Source organism: Actinomyces stomatis, assembly GCF_031292835.1.
In the GTDB taxonomy this organism is placed as follows: Bacteria; Actinomycetota; Actinomycetes; order Actinomycetales; family Actinomycetaceae; genus Actinomyces; species Actinomyces stomatis.
This window is the reverse complement of the sequence record NZ_JASPEP010000002.1, coordinates 59,531-73,080: the sequence shown is the minus strand read 5'-3', so window position 1 is coordinate 73,080 and position 13,550 is coordinate 59,531. Positions and strand designations below refer to the sequence as shown.

The window sequence follows — 13,550 nt, the reverse complement described above, 5'->3', positions numbered from 1 at the left end:
CCACTGGCGGTTACGGAACGATGTCATGGAACAGAGGGTAGAACGATGTCATGAAGCGACCAAATCGTCGGCAAGGGATGAGACGCGGGTCCGCATCGGTCGCCCGGTATGCGCAGGCAGCGGATCGGCTCGGACGCTCAGCCGCGTCGGCTGCCGAGGCGGAGGGTTCTCCCACCGGCGGTGGCACTGGGGTCGGCGCCCTTGCCGGATACCTGGGCCACAGCGGAGGCTGCGTTGACGATGCCGGCGCCGCAGGCGTACCGGTCGCACTTAGCCATGGGGCTGGCCGTGTTCTGCAGGATGGTGACGATCTCCGCGGTCTTCAGATCGGGGTTGGAGGCCAGCATCAGCGCGATGGTGCCGGACACGTGCGGTGCCGCCTGACTGGTGCCCACCATGCCGGCGTAGTTGGCGGTCCGAGGCGCTGTCGGCGACTCGTCGGTCGCGGACAGGATGCCGGTGTGGGACTTGATCTCGCCACCGGGGGCGGAGATTTCGACGGTGTCACCGTAGTTCGAGAAGGACGAGCGGGCCCCGGTGTTCGTGGTGGCACCGACGGTGATGACGTTCTCGCAGCTGGCAGGGGCGGCGTTTCTGGCGTCCTCATTATTGTTGCCGGCGGCGGCGACGATGATGGCACCGCGCGCGACTGCAGCATTGATGACCTTCTGGTAGAAGTGGGGGCAGGTACGGGAGCCGCCCATGCTCATGTTGATGATCTGGGCGGGGTTCTTGTTGACCGGTGCGCCGTTGACCTTGCCGCCCGAGGCCCAGGTGATGGCGTCGATGATGTTGGCGCTGTTGCCGCCGCAGCGGCCCAGGGCGCGGACGGGCACGATCCTGGCGTCCGGGGCGACACCTGCCACACCTTCGCCGTTGTTCGTGCGCGCGGCAATGGTCCCGGCTACATGGGTGCCGTGCCAGGTCGACTCCCGGCCCTTATTCTCTCCGGTCTGGGCGGAGCACTCACCCGGCTCAGCCCAGTCGCCCTCGTCGAAGGGATTCGAATCGTAGCCGTCGTTGTCGCGTGCGCTCTCGGCGTCGGCGATGAAGTCGTAGCCGGGCAGGAGCTGGCCCTTGAAGTCCGGGTGGTCGGTCAGGATGCCGGAGTCGATGACGGCGACCGTGACGCCCTTGCCGGTGGACTGCGACCAGGCGTTGGTGGCGTTGATCCCGTAGGCGCCCGAGGTCATGTCCCACTGCTCGGAGAAGTAGGGGTCGTTGGGGACATTGCTGTCCTTGGTGGAGGTCTTGTCCAGGGCTGTGACGTGCATATCGGGCTCGACGGCCTCGATGCCGTCAGCGGCCTCGAGCGTGGAGATGAACTCCTTGACCTGATCCACGGTGAGCTTGTCACTCAGCTTCACGGCCGCAGTGCTCATGGCGTGAGCGGTCACGCTCTCCAGCTTGACCGAGAACTTTCCCGCGGCGGCGGTCAGTGCCTGCTTGTCCTTGGCGGGCAAGGAATCGAGGACGTTCTCGCCGTAGGCCTTCGCTGAGGCGATGACCTTGGCCGCTGCCGAGTTCTCGGCGTAAGAGATGATGAAGCGGTCGCTGGGCTCGGTGGCGTTCGCAGCGTTGCTGTGCGCAGAGGCTGATGCCCTGGCGGTGGCTTTGTGGCCGCCGAGGACTCCGGCGCGAACCAGGCCGACGGCGATGACGGAGACCACCGCGATGGAGACGGCAATGATGAGCAGAACGCGTTCTCTGTTGGGGGTCATAGACATTTCAGGGAGGCTTTCGATAGGGACGCCCGGGGTGGGGACTGTTCAGGAACCCGAACTGCGACGAGTCTGGCATGAAGCGGCGGCAAAGACCCATCAGTGGGAGTGGGGAGGTCTCCCCGATGGCTTCTGCGGACAGGTCCGGCTTGATCATGCCTGCTTGCCGTGCCTCCTGCCCTGGTCGCAGTGCTCGCAGTGCGTGACTCGACTGCGACGAGCCACAACGACAAGCACCAGGGCCGTGACCATCAGGAGGGAGACGACGCGACCCGTAGGCCCGGTGATCCAGGCCGTCAGGATCGCCATACCGATGGTCGTGTAGACGGTGGCCCAGGCGATCGCCCCCGCGGCCGTGGCCGCCACGTAGCGGCGCAGCGGCATGCGGGCCACCCCCGCGGAGATCTGGATGACGCTCTGTATGCCGACGGTCAGGAAGGACATCGGCACGGCCAGCACACCCCAGCGGGCCGACCACGCCTGGGCTCGGGCGTACACCGGGGACTCGAGCAGTGAGACCCACCGGGTGCGTGCGGTCCCCGCCGTGATGCCCCGGCCGATCCAGTACATGGTGTGCGAGCGCATCATGGCCAGACACCAGAAGAACAGGAAGACCCAGGGATAGGGCAGGGTGCGGATCCATTCCAGCATGCGAGGAAGGCTAACCTAAGTCGAACGGCGTCCGATTGTGGGGTCGCCGACGCCTGCGCTCGCGGGAGCCGTGGGGAACCGGCGTGCGGCCGCACCTCACACCACGGGTTGGCCCGGCGGGCTGGGGTGGTGGGCCGCCGTCGTGGGAGACTTGGTCCAGACCCATGCCGGATACGAGGAAGAGCCAGGAACCGATCTCCGTGTCACCGATCCCCACACCAGAGCAGATGACCAGCGTCCAGCCCGCCGCCACCGAGCAGGCCCGGCTGCGCAACTTCTGCATCATCGCGCACATCGACCACGGCAAGTCCACCCTGGCCGACCGCATGCTCCAGGCCACCGGCGTCGTCCAGCCCCGCGACATGCGCGCCCAGTACCTGGACCGCATGGACATCGAGCGCGAGCGCGGCATCACCATCAAGTCCCAGGCCGTGCGCATGCCCTGGGCCCTTGAGGGCGACGACGGCGTCACGCGCGCTTACGCACTCAACATGATCGACACTCCCGGGCACGTCGACTTCTCCTACGAGGTCAACCGCTCGCTGGCCGCCTGCGAGGGCGCGGTCCTCCTGGTCGACGCCGCCCAGGGCATCCAGGCCCAGACCCTGGCCAACCTCTACATGGCCATCGAGGGGGACCTGACCATCATCCCGGTCCTCAACAAGATCGACCTGCCCGCCGCCGAGCCGGAGAGGCACGCCGAGGAGATCGCCTCACTCATCGGCTGCGACGTCGACGACATCCTCAAGGTCTCGGGCAAGACCGGACAGGGCGTGCCCGAGCTGCTCGACCGGATCGTCGAGACGGTCCCGCCCCCGCACGGCGACCCCGAGGCCCCGGCGCGCGCCATGATCTTCGACTCCGTCTATGACACCTACCGCGGCGTGGTCACCTACGTGCGCGTCGTCGACGGCGCCCTCAAGCCCCGCGAGCGCATCGAGATGCTCTCCACCAAGGCCGTTCACGACCTCCTGGAGATCGGCGTCATCAGCCCCGAGCCCACGCCGTCGGCCGGCCTGGGGGCCGGCGAGGTCGGCTACCTCATCACCGGGGTCAAGGACGTGCGCCAGTCCAAGGTCGGTGACACGGTCACCTCCGCGGCGGCGCCGGCCGACGAGCCGCTGTCGGGCTACCAGGACCCCAAGCCCATGGTCTTCTCCGGCCTGTTCCCGGTGGACGGCTCGGACTTCCCGGCCCTGCGCGACGCCCTGGACAAGCTCAAGCTCAACGACGCCGCCCTGACCTACGAGCCGGAGACCTCGGTGGCGCTGGGCTTCGGCTTCCGCTGCGGCTACCTGGGCCTGCTGCACCTGGAGATCATCCGCGAGCGCCTGGAGCGCGAGTTCAACCTGGACATCATCTCCACCGCCCCCTCCGTGGTCTACGAGGTGACCATGGAGGACCGCACCACGCACACGGTGACCAACCCCAGCGAGTTCCCCGAGGGCAAGGTCTCCTCCGTCTCCGAGCCGGTGGTGCGAGCCACGATCCTGACCCCCAGCGAGTTCGTGGGCACGGTCATGGAGCTGTGCCAGTCGCGTCGCGGCACCATGCAGGGCATGGACTACCTCTCCGAGTCCCGCGTGGAGATGCACTACGTGCTGCCGCTGGCGGAGATCGTCTTCGACTTCTTCGACGCCCTGAAGTCGCGCACCCGCGGCTACGCCTCCCTGGACTACGAGGCGGACGGCTCCCAGGACGCCAACCTGGTCAAGGTCGACATCCTGCTCAACGGGGACAAGGTGGATGCCTTCAGCGCCATCGTCCACCGCGACTCGGCCTACTCCTACGGTGTCATGATGACCAAGCGCCTCAAGGCCCTCATCCCGCGCCAGCAGTTCGAGGTTCCCGTGCAGGCGGCCATCGGCACCCGCGTCATCGCCCGTGAGAACATCCGGGCCCTGCGCAAGGACATGCTCGCCAAGTGCTACGGCGGTGACATCACCCGTAAGCGCAAGCTGCTGGAGAAGCAGAAGGAGGGCAAGAAGCGCATGAAGGCCATCGGCCGGGTCGAGGTGCCCCAGGAGGCCTTCATCGCGGCCCTCGGTGCGGACACACCCACCGGTGCCAAGCCGGGCAAGTAGCGGAGCCTGCGGGTACGGGGACAGGACCGAGCAGGACGAGGACGGTTCCGGCGGACGATGGAAGGACGGCTGCGGACATGAGCGACGAGAGCAGGCAGACCACGGTTGATGCTGCCCTGACCGACGACGGCTCCAACCTGGTCCTGACCCGGGAGCTGGCCCGGGTCCTGGGCGAGCCCCACGCCGGCGCGGACGGGCGCCACAACGATGAGCCCTCGCCGTTCCATGACGGCGACCTGGTGGGAACCGTCGGCGCGGTGTGCGCTGTCAAAGGGCTGCGGCCCGATGCCGGCCCGGCAGGCGTCTCGGCGATCCACAAGGGCGCCGTCGATGGGCCGGTCGAGGTCGGCCGGACCGGGATCGTCTCCGACAAGCACGGGGATCGCGCCCACCACGGGGGCCGTGACAAGGCCCTCTACGTCATGAGCGCCGCCGAGCAGCGCCACTGGTCGCAGGTCCTGGGCGGTATCGAGCCGGGGCGGCTGGGGGAGAACCTCCTCATCGAGGGCGATATCGACGACGTGGAGATCGGCGCGATCCTGTCCATCGGCGACCCGAGCAACGGAGGACTGCGGGTCAGGGTGACCGGTGTGCGCAACCCGTGCGCCACCTTCGCCCGTGGTGTGGGCCGTGCGGACTGGGTGGAGGTCTTCTCGGCGCGCAACCGGGTGGGCGTCTACCTGGCGGTCCTCGACGAAGGGTCGGTGCAGGCCGGCGACGAGGTGCGCGTGGTCTCCTCCCCGGGCCACCGGGTCACCTGCCGGCGCTGGTTCGCCCACCACGATCCGCGTGATGCCCAGGGGCTGCTCAACTCCGAGATCTTCGGCAACTGCGTCATCGCCCCCTTCACCAAGAAGTACGTGCGCGCCGCCGCCCACGAGCAGGTCGGCTGACGGCGCCGCTCAGCGCCTGACGGCACCAGGCAGACGGTTTCGAGACCTGACAGAAGTAAAGGACGCAAGGCTCCGCATGGCTCAGCACCACCCGCCCCGCTCCCACGCCATCCACTCCAGGGTGCGCTCCTTCTCGCGCGCCGGCGGCAGGCTGCGCCCCGTCCAGGCCGAGGCCCTGGTCGCGCTGGGTCCCCGCTACGTGGTCGATGTGCCTCGGGCCGACGCCGTACGCACCGTGTCCCCGAGCTTCCGCCTGGAGCCGGAGAAGCTCTTCGGGCATGTGGGTCAGGTGAGGCCGCTGATCGTCGAGGTCGGTTCGGGCAGTGGTGAGGCGCTGCTGGCCCACGCCGCCGCCCACCCCGGGGCGGACTACCTGGCGGTGGAGGTCTGGGAGACCGCGATCGCCCGGCTGGTGACCTCGATCCACCGCCAGGGCCTGCACAACGTGCGTGTCGTTCCCGCTGACGCCTCCCAGCTGCTGGCCACCGCCCTGCCGGTGTCCTGCGCCAGCGAGGTGTGGGTGTTCTTCCCCGACCCCTGGCGCAAGCCCCGGCACCGCAAGCGCCGCCTGGTGACCACCGCCTTCGCCGACTCGGTGGCGCGGGTGCTGCGTCCCGGCGGGGTGTGGCGCCTGGCCACCGACTGGGCGGACTACGCCTGGCAGATGCGCGACGTCATCGAGGATGTGGCGGCGCTGCCCACCGGGCTGCGGCAGGATGCGACCCTGCCCTACTTCCGGCACGACGACGCCGGCGCCCGTCCTGACCTGGGGGCCGAGACCGCCGAGGAGGACAGTCTGGGCAACGGCCTGGACCCGGGATCCCCGGCGGGGGCGCGCGGTGGCTGGTCGCCCCGTTACGAGGGGCGGGTCATGACCCGCTTCGAGCAGCGGGGCCTGGACGCGGGACGCACGATCCGGGACCTGACCGCAGTGCGCACCGAGGTGGCCTGGATCCCCGAGCGGGGCGCCTCCATGCTGGATCGTCTCGAGGCCGAGGGGCAGGCATGGAACCGCCTGGAGTCCCAGCCCTGGCGGCTGCGCGAGGGGCGCGGTGACGGCTTGCTGCACCCGGCGGACCGGCCGTGACTGAGACCTCCAGGCTGCCCCGCCGCGCCTGGCTCATGGTCATCGTCGCCGGCTTCCTCGGGTTCTGCGCAGTCCTGCGGGCACCGGTGGGCGTCATCCCGCCCCTGCTGACGCGCCTGGGGCAGGACCTGGGCATGGGGGAGGTGGCCCGCGGCGCACTGACCTCCGTGCCGATCCTGTGCTTCGGGCTGCTCACCCCGCTGGCCTCGACGGTGGTGCGTCGTGTCGGCATCAACACCGCGGGCCTGCTCACCCTGGGAATGGCTCTGGCCGGGGCACTGCTGCGCTCGGCCGGCACCACCTGGGCTGCCTTCGCCGGAACCGTCATCATCGGGGCGGGGCTGACGGTGGGCAACCTGGTGGCGCCCATGGTCATCGGCCGCGACTTCTGGCACCGCACGTCGCTCATGACAGGCTTGTACTCCTCCACCTGCAACGTCATCGTCACCGCGGCCACCGCCCTGGCCGTGCCGCTGGCCCTCGTCATCGGCTGGCAGGGCTCGGCCGCTGCCTGGACCGCGATCCCGGTGCTGCTGGCCGGTGCCCTGTGGCTGTGGGTCTTCCCGCCCGGCAGCCAGACACCCCGGCAGAGCCTGCGGGAGCGATCGGGGATGACCTCCTGGGTGACGGAGCGCTCCCTGGCCCGTCCGACGTCGTCGACCGGCGCCGCCGTCTGGAAACGCCCCCTGACCTGGGTGATGGCCGTGGCCTTCGCCGCCCAGACCTTCTCCTACTACGCGATCTCGGGGTGGCTGCCCACGGCCCTGGTCGACGAGCTCGCCATGAGTGAGTCCGGCGCCGGTGTCGCCGCCTCCGTCTTCTCCCTGCTGGGAATCGTGGGACCCCTGCTGGTCCCGGTGATGTTCGAGACGCTGGGGTGGCCGGCCAGCAGGGTCCTCGGCGTCATCTGCGCCTGCTGGCTGATGCTGCCGATCTGCCTGACGGTGGCCCCCGGCTACTGGCTGGTTCCCTGCATGTTCTCGGGCATCGCGCACGGCGCCTTCTTCGCCGCCCTGTTCACCCTGGTCATCCGCCGATCGGAGTCGGTCGATGAGAACCGCCGGACCACCGCGGTCATTCAGACGACCGGCTACTGCCTGGCCGCCGTCGGCCCGGTGGTGATGGGCTGGGTCCATGAGCACAGCGGCGGATGGGTGGCCCCTTTCGCCATGGTGGTGGGAGTGCTGGTGCTCATGACCGTGTGCGCCCAGATCGCGGCCCGCGCGGGCGACTCCGGCAGGCCCGAGCCGGCCATTCCCGCCGGCGTCCTGGAGGGCGACGACGAGCGGGCCGAGGCTCAAGGCGGCGCCGAGTGAGCCCGGCCCAGCCGGTGGGTGACCCCCTGCCGGGAATGGGGGAGCTGCCGCCACAGGCGGCCGTTCCTGCTCCAGGCGGAGGCGAGCGCCCGTTCTCGGTGTACCTGCACGTGCCCTACTGCCGGGTGCGTTGCGGCTACTGCGACTTCAACACCTACACGAACCTGACCATGGGGCAGGGGGCCTCGGCCGAGGACTTCGTAGGGACTCTCGCCGGCGAGCTGCGTGCCGCCCGCCGCGCCATGGACGGCGTGGGCTTGCCGGTGCGTTCAGCCCGGACCGTCTTCGTGGGTGGAGGAACCCCCACCATGCTGCCCGCCTCCGACCTGGTGAGCATGCTGGAGCTGGTGCGCGAGTGCTTCGGGCTCGCCGCCAATGCGGAGGTGACCACGGAGGCCAACCCGGACTCCGTGGACGAGGCGGACCTGGTGGCCCTGGCCGAAGGCGGTTTCACCCGGGTCTCCTTCGGCATGCAGTCGGCGGTGCCCCACGTGCTGAAGGTTCTGGAGCGCACCCACGAGCCCGCCCGGGTGCCCCACGTGGTGGAGTGGGCACGGCGGGCGGGTCTGAGCACCTCCCTGGACCTCATCTACGGGGCGCCGGGGGAGTCCCTGGAGGACTGGCAGCGCTCCCTGGACGCGGTGACCCGGATCGGCCCGGACCACGTGAGCGCTTACGCCCTGGTCATCGAGGAGGGCACCAGGATGTGGGGACAGGTCAGCCGCGGAGAGCTGCCGATGCCCGAGGATGACGACGAGGCCACCAAGTACGAGATGGCCGACGCCGCCCTGCGCCAGGCCGGCTACGAGTGGTACGAGATCTCCAACTGGGCGCGCCCCGGTGCCGAGTGCCGCCACAACCAGGCCTACTGGCTCGACTGGGACTGGTGGGGTGCCGGGCCCGGGGCCCACTCCCACCTGGGGGACGTGCGCCTGTGGAACACCAAGCACCCGGTCGCCTGGGCGGGGCAGATCGCCACCGGCCATCTGCCCGTGGCCGGGCATGAGATCATCGACGCCGACTCCCGCGAGCTGGAGCGGATCATGCTGGGCATCCGTCTGCGTGAGGGCCTCGAGCTGGCGAGCCTCGGGTCCGGGCCGAGCGGCCCACCAACAGACCTACCTGACGCCGCAGGAGCCACCCCACCGCACTTGGTGCCCGTTGTGGCCGGTCTCGTCGTCGATGGACTGCTCGACGCCAGTGCAGCCATGAGGGGCCGGGCGGTGCTCACCCTGCGCGGCCGTCTCATGGCCGATACCGTCACCCGCGCCCTGACCCGATGAACCCACCCCAGTTACTGCTGAAAAGAGCTACTTCACAATCTGAAGTGTTGGTCTGACAGTCGGGTGCTCCTCACTGCCTGAATTCTCCAAGCTGGATTCCGTGCCCGTATCTGGGGCTGCGTGAAGCGCTTGGCCGAGCATAAAACTAGTAACATCGTCAGGACGTTGACCGATTGTCCTAGCCCAGTCTGAGACTGAGAGTCCTCGAGACCTCAGATGATCATTGACAGTGCTGAAGACTCGTGATTTCTCATAGGGGAGCATACTGCCTGGCTCTCCGTGATGGAAGCCTCGTGTGGTGAGCGTAGCGAGCATCTGCCGGTATCCCCAGTCCGACAACAATCCTGCGTCGTAGATAGAACGCGCCGTTGCGATGGCCGACGTCCCGTAGGTGATCTTGATCTTCATCAGAGTGTCGAGTGACGGAGGGCTTGATAACTTGGCGCGCAAGGACTCTGTGGGAAGCAGGAACTCGGCGGCAAAAATATTCGCTTCATGCTCGATCTGTCGGTCTGTTGCCTCTTCGGTTTTGGTGACATCCGAGTGGAGTATCAAATGGCCGATCTCGTGTGCCAGATCGAAGCGTGAACGCTCCGCTGTCTTGACGCGGGACAGGAAGATGAAGGGGCGTCCGTCCGCTGACCAGAAACTGAATGCATCCACTTTGACGTCCGCCAACGGAATCCCGAGGACTCTGATTCCATGAGCCTCAGCCATCTGCACCAGGTTGGGAGCAGGTTCCAGACCCATTCCCCATGCTAGACGCAGAGCCATGGCCGCCTCTTGAGGTGAGTTGCGAAACTCGGTGTCGAGCAGGCTGAGGGCAGGTGTCCTAAAATGTTTGGAAATAGACCTGTAGAACTCGACCCCCAGTGCTCCGAAGGCCGTTGAACGACGCAGTAAGACGGATGGAGAGCGTCGTCGTGCCCGGAAGAACAGCTGTTTCTCTTCCAGTAGGTCAATCTCCTTGGTCGAGAAGAACTCGGGCGGCATCCCTGTGATGGTGGCGATCTGAAGCAACCTCGATGAGGGGGGGCCCGTAGACTCCCATGTCGTCACTGTGCGAGGTGTCGTCCCTGTCTTGTGGGCCAGCGCTGACTTGGACAGTCCTGCCCTCTGTCTGGCCAGGGTGACTCGCGATGCCTCGAGTGTCATGAGATAGCGGTGATCTCGAAGTCCACGTCCTGTGTGGCTGCATAGGACTGCATGTCGTCTCCGGAAGACAATTCAGTATATCCTGAGAGATCTTGTGCGGGAAGAATGATGCGCGTCTCCCACTGGGTGACGAAGCCTTTGTCGCATTCTATCGGCAGCGATAGCTCCAGGCGTAACTCATTGCTGGCTCGGTCCCAGAAATAGAGCAGGACCCAGGTTTGCAGATTGGCGAAAACTGTATCCTCATCTCCAGGTCCGAGGTTGAGCCGACACTGCGTGTATCTCGGAGCTCTACTCTTTGCCGCGTTGTTTTCGATCTCATTGGCGAATCTGGGGCCTTTGATGCGCGCATTGCGCGGGTTGCCGTTCGCGTGAGCAGTCTGTGAGTCGCCGCCAACTGCTGCGATTGCCATGCTCCCGTCTGGGCTGACCGATCGGGGTGCGTTGGCGATGTCATGGTGCTTCCAGTCTTCCTTGTCGAGCTGTTTGCGCAGAGCTCCCACGATCTTCGACCAGATGGAGATCCCGAAGGCGATCACCGGCTCGAAAGATGAGTAGCTGATGACTGCGCTCTGCAGCCCCTCAACGCAGGGCCGAGTGAGGTTGGAGGGGATCAGACCCATCGCGTGAAGTTCCTGCTCGGCCGTCGCTCCGGTGATGACTTGTGTGTGTGGTAACTGTGTAATGGACTGAGTCATGAGAGCCTCCCAGAGCCTCGAACAAGTGGACGAAACCAGAAGTTACCACAGGTGAGCGTGCAGAACCGGAAGTGACAGGGTGTTGCTCGTCGCTGCTGTGCGATCAAGGTGGCGAGCTTGTCGTTGGTGGGGCTCGTCGCCGATGGACTGCTTGACGCCGGTGCGGCCCTGAGAGGCCGGGCAGTCCTCACTCTACGAGGCCGCCTCATGGCCGACACCGTCACCCGCGCCCTCACCCAGTGAGCCTGTAGAGCGTCGACGTCTACCCGCAAGTCGTTGACGCCATCCCGTGCTACTCGCCGTCCGACAGCATGTACTCCTGAATTGCCTGGAACAGCTCAGATGGCAGCTCCACGTGGCCGAAGCGCAGCTTTGGAGCTACTTCGCTCCAGCCCGGTAAGGTGCGCAGGACATCGAGCGGCACCTCTCGTATCGGCTCCTGCCACTCAATTTCACGTCGGTACGGAACAAAACCGGGAAACATCTCGTACTGGTAGACCACGTCCCCAGTGACCACTCCGCAGGCAGTGATCGCCTGATAGGGCCGGCGTGACCTGAACTCCTGCTTCGGTGAGTAGTAGAGGATGTAATCGCCTCGCCGCATACGTTGAAGCGGCGCCTTCTTGCCATGGCACAGCTGACAGAACCCGTCAGCCACGCCCAGAGCCACATGATCCTTGGAAGCAACGCCAAGCCAGTATCTCAATGTGCTGTCCTTTCTGTCGTGTCGGGTTCGGCCTGTACGCCGGTGAGGAGCCGGCTCGGCTGCCGGGGCTCAACCGGCCACTCATCGGCGTGATCGGTTCAGGTCACGACGCCTTCTCGTGAACGGTGACGGCATAGCCATCCGGATCGGCGAAGGTGAACGTCAGGCCGAAGGGGCTAGGGCTGGGATCGGTCAGGATGATGGTTCCTGATGCCTTGAGCGAATTGTGCAGCTCCTGAACCGCGTCGCAGTGCAGCCAGAGTGCCACCCCGAGACCGGGACGGGGAGCCTCAGAGAGATCAACTCCGGGCAGGGGCTCGCGAACCGCGAAGGGGATCGGCGTTGTGGCGAAGAGGACGGCGCCAGGAGGTGAGGCTGGGGCGCGGCGCAGTCCCAGGGCGTTCTCGTAGAACTCCGCGGAACGCTCGAGGTCGCTCACCTGCAGGGCGATGAAGTCGGGGTCGGTGACAGTCATGGAGATCTCCTCTCAGACGATGTATGTCAGAATACTGCTATGAGTCAAGACGACCCCAGGGAGCTCCTCGGCTACCAGCTCAAGCATGTCCAGGCCGCGCTTCGAACTCGCATGGATGAGGCACTCCGCCCCCTGGGGCTGAGTGCTCCCCAGTACCTCTGTCTCGAGCTGCTCGGTCGTGCCCCGGGAGCCTCGACCTCCGACCTCGCCAGAGAGGCCTTCGTGACCCGCCAGACCATGAGCACGCTTCTGCGCGCCCTGGTGGATCGAGGTCTGGCTCAGCGTGCAGCCCAGGCGCCTTCCGGTCGTGCGCTGCCTCTGCAGCTCACCCCCAAGGGGCGGAGCCTGCTCAAGGAGGCGTCGAGGGTGACGGTGGAGGTCGAGCGGGTCATGATCGCGCCTCTCAGTGAGTCTCAGCTGCGTACGGTGCGGGAGGCGTTCTCAGCCTGCATCGCCGCGCTTGAGAAGTGATGCCAGCGTCGAAAGGATGGGACCAAGGGCCGGGGTACTGGGTGAATGAGGCCATCGCGTTGGGACGAGTCGGTCAAGACCGACCTCCCTCGGAGCGCCTCCAGGAGAGTTTCAGGGGTTAATGAAATCCTGGTTGAATGACTACTCCACAGTATCCAGGTTACCCAGACGACGGATCTCAACCCGGTGGCGTCCCGGGCTACGGAGCACAGCCCGGCTATGGGGCCGGCCCTGACGCTCATCAGCAACCCGGCTACGGACCTCAAGCCGGTGCCGTTCCAAACTACGGGCCTCAGGCTGGGGCGGCACAGGGCTACGGCCCCCAGTCCACCATGGGCGGCGGAGCCGGTATGCCGTACTACCCTGCAGGTGCGATGGGCGGTGCGCCGATGAGCGTCGGCGACGGCCTGTCCTGGGCGTGGTCCAAGTTCAAGGACAACGCGCTTATTCTCGTTGTCGGCTTCGGTGTGTGGGCCATTCTTTCAAATCTTGGATTTGACTCGCGTGTCGAGCTCAACGGAGAAGAGTACGGATTCAGCTACGGAATCCCCTTCTGGGGGTATGTCGCTCCCGTTGTCCGCCTGTTCTCGGCCATCGTGGCCGCCAACATGTCCCTCAAGGTGGCTTCTGGGCGGCAGCTGGAGTGGAACGACATCTTCTCCTTCCCGAACTTCGGGGCCAGCCTTCTGGCCAGCTTCCTCACTGCGGTTGCCACGGGAGTGGGCCTGATCCTGTGCTTCATTCCGGGAATCATCATGGCTTTCCTCCTCTACTATTCCGTCTACTTCACCGTGGATAAGGGCGTGGACGGCATTGCGGGAATGAAGGCGTCGTGGGCAACCTTGTCCAGTCACGTCGGAGAGCTCTTCCCCTTCGCTCTGACCGGTGTCGGCCTCTACTTCATCGGTGCGATCACACTGATCGGCTGGCTTGTGACGGTCCCGCTGGTGGCGCTGCTCTCCGCCTACTCCTACGTGCGCATCCAGGGCTACGACGTCGTCCGCTGACAT

At 66.5% G+C, this 13,550-nt stretch carries 14 protein-coding genes; 8 read left to right on the top strand and 6 right to left on the bottom strand.

The genetic code is table 11. The features are described 5' to 3' along the window. Positions 1–137: 137 nt before the first annotated feature. On the bottom strand, positions 138–1,727 hold the full coding sequence (locus tag RIV12_RS01615) for a S8 family peptidase (protein WP_309321762.1): 1,590 nt from the start codon (positions 1,725–1,727) through the stop codon (positions 138–140). Between the two features lie 147 nt (positions 1,728–1,874). Next, a complete protein-coding gene (locus tag RIV12_RS01610) occupies positions 1,875–2,372 on the bottom strand; it encodes a DedA family protein (RefSeq protein ID WP_309321760.1) in 498 nt (165 codons plus the stop codon). 200 nt (positions 2,373–2,572) lie between these two features. Between RIV12_RS01610 and lepA the strand changes: the two genes are divergently transcribed. The 5 genes from lepA to hemW all read left to right on the top strand — a co-directional run bounded on the left by lepA (position 2,573) and on the right by hemW (position 9,035). Beyond that, positions 2,573–4,456 carry a translation elongation factor 4 gene (lepA, locus tag RIV12_RS01605; RefSeq protein ID WP_309321758.1) on the top strand — a complete coding sequence of 628 codons (1,884 nt, stop codon included), beginning with the start codon at positions 2,573–2,575 and terminating at the stop codon, positions 4,454–4,456. A gap of 77 nt (positions 4,457–4,533) precedes the next feature. Continuing rightward, positions 4,534–5,349, top strand: a complete 816-nt coding sequence (locus RIV12_RS01600; RefSeq protein ID WP_309321756.1) for an MOSC domain-containing protein — start codon at positions 4,534–4,536, stop codon at positions 5,347–5,349. A gap of 76 nt (positions 5,350–5,425) precedes the next feature. After that, positions 5,426–6,436, top strand: coding sequence for a tRNA (guanosine(46)-N7)-methyltransferase TrmB (gene trmB, locus RIV12_RS01595; RefSeq protein WP_309321754.1), 1,011 nt, complete (start codon positions 5,426–5,428; stop codon positions 6,434–6,436). Positions 6,437–6,471: 35 nt separating this feature from the next. Continuing rightward, entirely contained in the window at positions 6,472–7,752 is a 1,281-nt protein-coding gene (locus RIV12_RS01590) for an MFS transporter (RefSeq protein WP_428978905.1), read from the top strand. 35 nt (positions 7,753–7,787) lie between these two features. Continuing rightward, the gene (gene hemW, locus RIV12_RS01585) at positions 7,788–9,035 is read left to right on the top strand and encodes a radical SAM family heme chaperone HemW (RefSeq protein ID WP_428978904.1); all 1,248 of its coding nucleotides are present in this window, start codon (positions 7,788–7,790) and stop codon (positions 9,033–9,035) included. Between the two features lie 27 nt (positions 9,036–9,062). Here hemW and RIV12_RS01580 read toward each other — a convergent pair whose 3' ends face one another. After that, the gene (locus RIV12_RS01580) at positions 9,063–10,028 is read right to left on the bottom strand and encodes an ImmA/IrrE family metallo-endopeptidase (protein ID WP_309321748.1); all 966 of its coding nucleotides are present in this window, start codon (positions 10,026–10,028) and stop codon (positions 9,063–9,065) included. A 158-nt stretch (positions 10,029–10,186) separates the two neighbouring features. Beyond that, a complete protein-coding gene (locus tag RIV12_RS01575) occupies positions 10,187–10,888 on the bottom strand; it encodes a hypothetical protein (protein ID WP_309321746.1) in 702 nt (233 codons plus the stop codon). Between the two features lie 117 nt (positions 10,889–11,005). On the opposite strand from RIV12_RS01575, the gene RIV12_RS01570 reads away from it, so the two are divergent. After that, complete coding sequence (locus tag RIV12_RS01570) at positions 11,006–11,131, top strand: hypothetical protein (protein ID WP_309321744.1); 126 nt, start codon at positions 11,006–11,008, stop codon at positions 11,129–11,131. 49 nt (positions 11,132–11,180) lie between these two features. Here RIV12_RS01570 and RIV12_RS01565 read toward each other — a convergent pair whose 3' ends face one another. Beyond that, positions 11,181–11,594 carry an EVE domain-containing protein gene (locus RIV12_RS01565; protein ID WP_309321743.1) on the bottom strand — a complete coding sequence of 138 codons (414 nt, stop codon included), beginning with the start codon at positions 11,592–11,594 and terminating at the stop codon, positions 11,181–11,183. A 103-nt stretch (positions 11,595–11,697) separates the two neighbouring features. Then, positions 11,698–12,069: a VOC family protein gene (locus RIV12_RS01560; RefSeq protein WP_309321741.1), complete on the bottom strand. Its 372-nt coding sequence runs from the start codon at positions 12,067–12,069 to the stop codon at positions 11,698–11,700. A gap of 39 nt (positions 12,070–12,108) precedes the next feature. Here RIV12_RS01560 and RIV12_RS01555 point away from each other — a divergent pair, with 39 nt between their 5' ends. Continuing rightward, positions 12,109–12,540 carry a MarR family winged helix-turn-helix transcriptional regulator gene (locus tag RIV12_RS01555; protein WP_309321739.1) on the top strand — a complete coding sequence of 144 codons (432 nt, stop codon included), beginning with the start codon at positions 12,109–12,111 and terminating at the stop codon, positions 12,538–12,540. 350 nt (positions 12,541–12,890) lie between these two features. Further along, entirely contained in the window at positions 12,891–13,547 is a 657-nt protein-coding gene (locus RIV12_RS01550) for a hypothetical protein (protein ID WP_309321738.1), read from the top strand. Positions 13,548–13,550: the final 3 nt, after the last annotated feature.

Excerpts from the sequence above, each read along its gene's own strand:
- RIV12_RS01590 (WP_428978905.1), top strand. The coding sequence starts at position 6,472 with ATGGTCATCGTCGCCGGCTTCCTCGGGTTCTGCGCAGTCCTGCGGGCA.
- trmB (WP_309321754.1), top strand. The coding sequence starts at position 5,426 with ATGGCTCAGCACCACCCGCCCCGCTCCCACGCCATCCACTCCAGGGTG.
- RIV12_RS01600 (WP_309321756.1), top strand. The coding sequence starts at position 4,534 with ATGAGCGACGAGAGCAGGCAGACCACGGTTGATGCTGCCCTGACCGAC.
- RIV12_RS01560 (WP_309321741.1), bottom strand. The coding sequence starts at position 12,069 with ATGACTGTCACCGACCCCGACTTCATCGCCCTGCAGGTGAGCGACCTC.
- RIV12_RS01555 (WP_309321739.1), top strand. The coding sequence starts at position 12,109 with ATGAGTCAAGACGACCCCAGGGAGCTCCTCGGCTACCAGCTCAAGCAT.
- RIV12_RS01610 (WP_309321760.1), bottom strand. The coding sequence starts at position 2,372 with ATGCTGGAATGGATCCGCACCCTGCCCTATCCCTGGGTCTTCCTGTTC.
- RIV12_RS01550 (WP_309321738.1), top strand. The coding sequence starts at position 12,891 with ATGCCGTACTACCCTGCAGGTGCGATGGGCGGTGCGCCGATGAGCGTC.
- RIV12_RS01580 (WP_309321748.1), bottom strand. The coding sequence starts at position 10,028 with ATGCCGCCCGAGTTCTTCTCGACCAAGGAGATTGACCTACTGGAAGAG.
- RIV12_RS01575 (WP_309321746.1), bottom strand. The coding sequence starts at position 10,888 with ATGACTCAGTCCATTACACAGTTACCACACACACAAGTCATCACCGGA.
- hemW (WP_428978904.1), top strand. The coding sequence starts at position 7,788 with ATGGGGGAGCTGCCGCCACAGGCGGCCGTTCCTGCTCCAGGCGGAGGC.
- RIV12_RS01615 (WP_309321762.1), bottom strand. The coding sequence starts at position 1,727 with ATGTCTATGACCCCCAACAGAGAACGCGTTCTGCTCATCATTGCCGTC.